The following is a 6,518-nucleotide window of genomic DNA, read 5'->3' on the forward strand; positions in this document are numbered from 1 at the left end:
GCTGCCCAACATTAAGGAATTAGTTCATTCGTCGGGCCGTTCGGGTTTCGGCAGAGAGGCTTCAATGCCGTAAAGTCGGGCAGGAGAGCCGAAGGCCTTAGCCCCTGGGGGGATATCCCGATTGACCAGCGAGTTTGCGCCGATCACCGCTCTGTCTCCTACCGTGACCCCCATCTGAATGATAGCATTTGGGCCGATGTAGACCCCGTGACCGATTTTTGTCGGCGCGTAGTCGATCGGCTTGGCTCCAAGCGAGGTCGAGCGATTCACGGTGTTGTGCGTGTAGATCTGAACACCGGCGGAAATGGAGCACCAATTGCCGATCTCAAGACCCCCACCCGATCCATCCAGAATGCAGCCCGGGCCGATCCAAGTATTTCGACCAACGATGACGTCACTCAGAACGAGCACATTATCATACATTGTCGTGCCCTCTCCGAACCCATAAGCAGCAGCGTTGTCATGGCGCTCGGAAAGCAAATCCCCGATCGGCACTCTTCGATTGAACTGTCGCTTCTTGCGAGCTGCAAGAAGTTGAAAAAAGCGCCGACAGAGTGCCAACCATTCGTCAGCCTGTTCTTCGGTAATTCGATGATCAAACTTTGAGTCCATTGGGCTTCTGCGCTCTCCCGCCTACGCATGAATAGGATCTCGACCTGAAACTACGCGCTCTGACATGTCATGGGAATGGCGAAGTTGCCGGTCGTTGCGCTCGGCGTTATGAAGAATCCGTCTTCCTGCGTGTCCTTAACCGGCCAGCGCTTCCCGAACGTGCGGCAGCCTTCCACTCAGGGATGCTTTTCAAGCCCGAACTTCCCAAGGAAATAGCTCTACGGCTTCGGCGTTCGTGGATTCAACAACCTCGCAGCCAAAAACGGGACGAGCTTCTCGGTGATCCTTTGCCGGTCAACAAGTGTCTCGGGACCGATCGCGCGTCGGAATACAGACGCAGTGTATGGATGCCGCTACGCGGCACCTTTGCACACTACTTGGGCCGGACTTTGTTGTTGCGGGCACCAGGAGGGCTTGCCTGTCCCAAGTGACCTGGTCGAACAACCAGCGAACCACGTCCAAATACCTCCAATTTAATGCAAGATATTATATTGCCACCACTTTCTCGACAAGTTATATTTAAATATATTATATTGGTATTTAAAATAAAGAGCTCGTCTAATTTATGCTCGAAGAGCTCCTTGTCATTATTGGCTTGGAAGTGGTTCTACTCGTTTCAATCGCAGCGATGACGTTTCATCATAGGCGACTGGATGTGCTTAGTGGACGCTACTTTGCAAATGATCAAAGCGATCACATGACGTCTGATTCGGGCATCAAGCAGCTCGAGTGCGATCAAACGGCACGACAGCAAAAGGACGTGGTGGCCGGTCTCCTAGACGGAAGGTCAAGACCGCCTTCGCCCCGTAGCTCCGAACCGACACGTATTCGCAGGTGGGCGTTGTGGCGCTCTTACCTTCACCGCCTTGCTGCCGCCCACGTCTCGGCGCCAGTGGGTCGAGCTTGGGGTTCGCGACGCGGGCAATCCATGTCAAAGGCTGACGTCTCAACCGGCGCGCTTGGCCGGGGTAGGCAAACGCGCGCGGCGCTCCCTGAAGGTATCAGAATATATGCAGTGGGGGACGTACACGGTCGCTCTGATCTACTGGAGAGGCTGCTGGCCGCCATCGATGCCGATTGCAAACAACGTCCGGTCCCCCGCCCAATTACCGTCTTTGTCGGTGACTATATCGACAGAGGACCCGACTCGCGAAATGTGCTCGATCTGCTGCTACGATGGCAGCGGTCCCACGAAGCAATCTTCCTTCGCGGAAACCATGAAATATTCCTGCCGCGTTTCATCACCGATCCACGCAGCTTGGACGAGTGGCGACAATACGGCGGTCTCGAAACCCTGCTCTCTTATGGTCTTAGACCGAGCATCAATCCTGATCGAGACGAACAGACCAAGCTGGCGACCGAGCTCGCGGAAGTTCTTCCGCGAGAGCATCTCGATTTTCTGCAATCGCTCGACTTGACGTTTAGCTGTGGCGATTTTCTCTTCGTCCATGCCGGCGTTCGCCCTAACATTCCAATTCACGAGCAGACCGAGGATGATCTGCTCTGGATCCGTGACGATTTTCTCAACTGCGAGCAGCCGTTCGAACGATTTGTGGTGCACGGCCACACACCGGTGAACGAGCCCGATCTGCGGCTGAACCGGATCAATATCGACACAGGCGCTTACGCAACAGGACGGCTTACCTGCATCGTCATCGAAAACACTGCTATTATCCAGTTAGCGAGTGACGAGTTGGACGGAACGCTTAGCGCTCCTTCAACGCGTGCTGCGCCTGATCCTGCAAGGGCTTGATCAGATATGACAGCGCGGTTCTCGACGGCGTCTTGATGAACACTTCGACCGGCATGCCTGGCACCACCTTGGCCGATCCGAGCTTTGCCAACTCCTCGGGCTTGAGCAAAACACGGGCGGTGTAATAGCTTGCGCCGGTTCGCTGTTCCTGTGTGAGGTCGGCAGAGACCACGGCGACTTCCCCCTCTATCTCGGGAGTCGTCTTCTGATTGAAGGTCGCAAACCGAAGCGTCGCGGACTGCCCGACATAGACCTGGTCAATTTCGCGTGGAGCAATCTTGACCTCAACTGCCAGGGCGTCGGCGTCCGGCACGATAAGCATAATCTGCTCGCCCGGGGCGATCACGCCTCCGACAGTATGGACTGCAAGCTGGTGAACGCGGCCCGACTGAGGCGCCCGAATGTCGATACGATTGAGCTGGTCCACCGCCGCTATCTTGCGTTCGGCAAGTTCGGACAGCTTTGAGCGGGTTTCGATCAAATCCTTGCCGACCTCGGTTCGCAAATCCTGATCGATTTGAATGATCTGAAGTTCGACCTCTGCGATTTTGCCCTTTGCCTGGGCGATCATTCCGGCCAGTTGACTACGCTCGCCCTCCAGACGAGCGCTGTCGCGCTCCAGCGCGTTGAGCCGAGCGATCGGCACGAGATTCTTCTGCCAGAGGCCGCGAACTCCTTCGAGCTCCCCAAGGATGAAATTGACTTCCTTCTGCTTGGCCTCGACTTGTCCTGTATAACCCTTGATCTCGTCCTGCAGCTGCGCTCGTCGCTCCTTGAGCTGAGACTTCTGCCCGTTCCGGGCCTGGCTGCGAAGATCGAATAACGCGCTTTCGGCAGCGATGGCGCGCCCGGCGTCGGAACGGCTGTCTTTCATCCTTTCCAGCAGCGCCTTTGGAAATGCGATCTGGTCGACGCTGTCCCGTTCCGCTTCGAGGCGAGCCTGGCGAGCGAGCAATTCGTCAAGGCTCTTGGTGACGATCGTCGCGTTAGCGAGCGTTTGTGTTTCATCGAGACGAATTAGTATGTCACCCGCATTGACCTTGTCTCCGTCTCGGACCCGCAGTTCGCCTACGATGCCGCCGGTGCCATGCTGAACTTTCTTCACGCTTGAATCGACCACGACGACGCCTTGTCCGATCACGGCGCCCGACAACTGCGAAGTCGCCGCCCAGCCACCGATGCCAAACGTCACGAACGCCGTCATAATGATTCCAACGACAATATACCGCTGAATCGAGTGCAGCGCCGGGGTTATCGCGTTGTCCATCTCGCGCCTCCCTGGCTGTCCGCCACCACTTTGAGCGGCACAGGTGTCCGCAGCACGGTCCTGAGAACCTCCTCTTTCGGACCAAACGACTGCACCCTCCCATCGCCCACTACCAATACGTGATCGACGCCTTCAAGCGCTTTTGGACGATGGGCAACCACTACGACGATGCCACCGCGGTTACGCACGCTAGCGATTGCCTCGGTGAGAGCTGCTTCCCCCTCTGCATCGAGATTTGAGGTCGGCTCGTCAAGCACCACCAGGAAGGGGTTGCCGTAGAAGGCGCGCGCAAGTCCAATCCGCTGTCGCTGGCCAGCGGACAAGGTCATTCCGCCCTCACCAACCTGCGTACTATAGCCTTCCGGGAATGAAAGGATGAGATCATGCACACCTGCAATCCGTGCCGCTTCCAGGACGGCGTCCGGAGTGGCTTTCAGATCAAATCGCGCAATATTGACGGCGATGCTGCCCTCGAACAGTTCGATATCCTGCGGCAGATAGCCGATATGTCTGCCCAATGCTTCCGAGGACCACTGATCCAGCGCAGCGTTGTCGAGCTTGATCTTGCCGCGAAGCCGTGGCCAGACACCGACGAGCGCACGGGCCAAGGTCGACTTGCCGGCCCCGCTCGGCCCAATGATTCCGACGGCCTGTCCCTTTCGCAGCTGGAACGAAACGTCGTTAAGGATCAGCTTCTCTGAATCCGGCGCCGCGACATAGAGCTGCTCCACAACAAACGCTTCGGTCGGCGCCGGCAGCGCGAGCGGCTCCTTCTCCTTCGGCAGGAGTTCAAGCAACTGATCCAGCCGTTGTCCGGACTGACGTGCGGCGACGAATCCTTTCCAGTTGGCGATCGCCGTCTCTACCGGGGCAAGTGCCCTCGCCGTCAGGATCGATCCAGCAATAATGATGCCTGCTGTAGATTCCTGATTGATGACAAGGACCGCGCCAACGGCGAGGACCAGGGACTGGAGAAATGAACGAAGGACCTTCGAAAGCCCACCGAGTCCGCTCGCCACATCACTCGCGCTCTCGTGCGCCGCAAGATATTTGGTATTGATGGACTGCCAGCGCTGCGCAGCTTGCCGCCTCATGCCCATTGCTTGCAGAACTTCCGCGTTTCGTCGGCCCTCAGCGGCGAGCGCACTGCGTGAAACCGCCAATCGCGAAGATGCTTTCGCCGGCCCGCGCGTTCGCATCTCGGTCGCAACCGTTATGGCGACCAGCAGCAGTCCGCCTATTAGTGCGGTCAGGCCAATCCAGAAATGAAAAAGAAAGCAAATGCCGAGATAGATTGGCATCCACGGAAGGTCAAACAGCGCGATCGGTCCGCCTCCCGAAAGAAAGCCTCGGACCTGATCAAGATCTCGGAGGGGCTGCATGCCATCGCCGCCACCGCGCGTCTTCAGCGGAAGACGAACCATTGAATCGAAGACACGCCCGCCAAGCGTTTCGTCGAAGTAACGACCAATGCGCGCGCTTATTCGATTTCGGACCAGATCCAGGCCGCCCTGAAATGCGTAGAGCACCGTTGCGAGCAACAAGAGCGCGACCAGCGTCGGTATGCTACGGCCCGGCAGCACCCGATCGTAAACCTGAAGCATGAAGAATGAGCCGGTGAGCATAAGAAGGTTGCTCAGGCCACTGAACGCTGCCAGAGCCCAGAATATCCGGCGGCACGACACCAGGAAGGCCGATATTTCGGAGCGCGGCTCATCGTATTCTCGCGCCGAACGCCAGCGCGAGAACAGGCGCTGTCGAGTGGCTTCGACCAAGCGCTCCGCCCATCCATTTACTTCAGAAATGCGCAACCTCGATCGAGCTCGTTCCGCCAGAATTCCCAGGGCGGCGACAAATACCGCCCATCTCGAGACCTCGATCTCGTCAAGCCTCTTGGGCGGGAGGATTTCCTCCCGCCTTCCGAAATCAGTCATGGCACTCGCCCCTTGAACCATGCCCTTTTGGGAGCGTCCCCAAGGCAGATTGATACCAGCTCCTTTTACACACCCCAAGCTCACGCGAAGTGGAAGTCGCCGCTATTAAGCGCGCTCAGTTTGGTGTTCTTCAGCGTGAGCGTATCGCTTCCGGTGGAAATGACGATATCCTGACCAACCTGGCTCGCGTGCGAGAGAACGCTCGCAAAGCTGTCGAATACTGTCTTGCTGAACTGGATCGTGTCTTGCACAGTTCCGCTCGCCGCGAAATCCTTAATGATGTCGCGGCCGAAATTTGCGGCAAACACGAAAGTATCGGACTGACCGCCCCCAACCAGGATGTCATTACCCGAGGTGCTCTTCAGCGTATTGCTGGCTGTCGAGCCAAGAATCGCGCTGCCCGAAGTACCAACGACCTGGCCAGAGCTATCGATCTGCTTGGCAGTATAAGTGTGCACCGTGTCGGACACGGCCGACGATGTCTGGAAGGACCAGGTACCATCGGCTGCCGCAGTAACCTTTCCAATCGACGTGTTGCCATCGTACAGCTTGATCTGACTGTTGGCATCGGCGACGCCTTTGATGGTGACGATGTCGCTCGAGTTCTTGTACATGTTGGTCAAACTGACCGACTTGGAAGCACCAATCACGCCATCGCCATTCAGGTCCTGCTGGAAGCTGGGTTCAAACGACGTCAGCGTCTTGCTATTCCCGGACACGACCCCGATGGCATGCGAAACGTAGTTTCCGTTTTTGTCGGTGTTCCAGACAGAATACTTGTCCTGGCCAGCGAACTTCCAGGCAACCAGATATCCGTTTGCCGTCTGCTCCACGCCGATCGCCGCCCAACCGGTTTTGTCGGCCACCCATGCAGTGCCGTCCATCTTTAAGACGAGATTGGTCCCGCCAGAGCTATTGAGCTGGTAGCTATCTCCAACTTGAGCAAGGCTGG

General features: G+C 57.2%; 5 protein-coding genes. 1 reads left to right on the forward strand and 4 read right to left on the reverse strand.

All coding sequences use genetic code 11. From position 1 onward, the window contains the following. Positions 1 to 24 precede the first annotated feature (24 nt). Positions 25 to 612 (reverse strand): acyltransferase, encoded by a 588-nt coding sequence (locus J6524_RS24355; protein ID WP_225675226.1) that lies wholly within the window; start codon positions 610 to 612, stop codon positions 25 to 27. Positions 613 to 1,540: 928 nt separating this feature from the next. On the opposite strand from J6524_RS24355, the gene J6524_RS24360 reads away from it, so the two are divergent. Continuing rightward, a complete protein-coding gene (locus J6524_RS24360) occupies positions 1,541 to 2,365 on the forward strand; it encodes a metallophosphoesterase family protein (protein ID WP_225675227.1) in 825 nt (274 codons plus the stop codon). Here J6524_RS24360 and J6524_RS24365 read toward each other — a convergent pair. From J6524_RS24365 to J6524_RS24375, 3 genes are all read right to left on the reverse strand, one after another. Then, complete coding sequence (locus J6524_RS24365; RefSeq protein ID WP_225675228.1) at positions 2,319 to 3,632, reverse strand: HlyD family type I secretion periplasmic adaptor subunit; 1,314 nt, start codon at positions 3,630 to 3,632, stop codon at positions 2,319 to 2,321. The genes J6524_RS24360 and J6524_RS24365 overlap by 47 nt on opposite strands. Then, positions 3,617 to 5,566 (reverse strand): type I secretion system permease/ATPase, encoded by a 1,950-nt coding sequence (locus J6524_RS24370; RefSeq protein WP_225675259.1) that lies wholly within the window; start codon positions 5,564 to 5,566, stop codon positions 3,617 to 3,619. The genes J6524_RS24365 and J6524_RS24370 overlap by 16 nt, the downstream gene beginning before the upstream one ends. Positions 5,567 to 5,646: 80 nt before the next feature. Further along, positions 5,647 to 6,518: Ig-like domain-containing protein (locus tag J6524_RS24375; protein ID WP_225675229.1), on the reverse strand; the 872-nt coding region annotated here is incomplete at its 5' end.

Source organism: Bradyrhizobium hereditatis (assembly GCF_020329435.1).
In the GTDB taxonomy this organism is placed as follows: Bacteria; Pseudomonadota; Alphaproteobacteria; order Rhizobiales; family Xanthobacteraceae; genus Bradyrhizobium; species Bradyrhizobium hereditatis.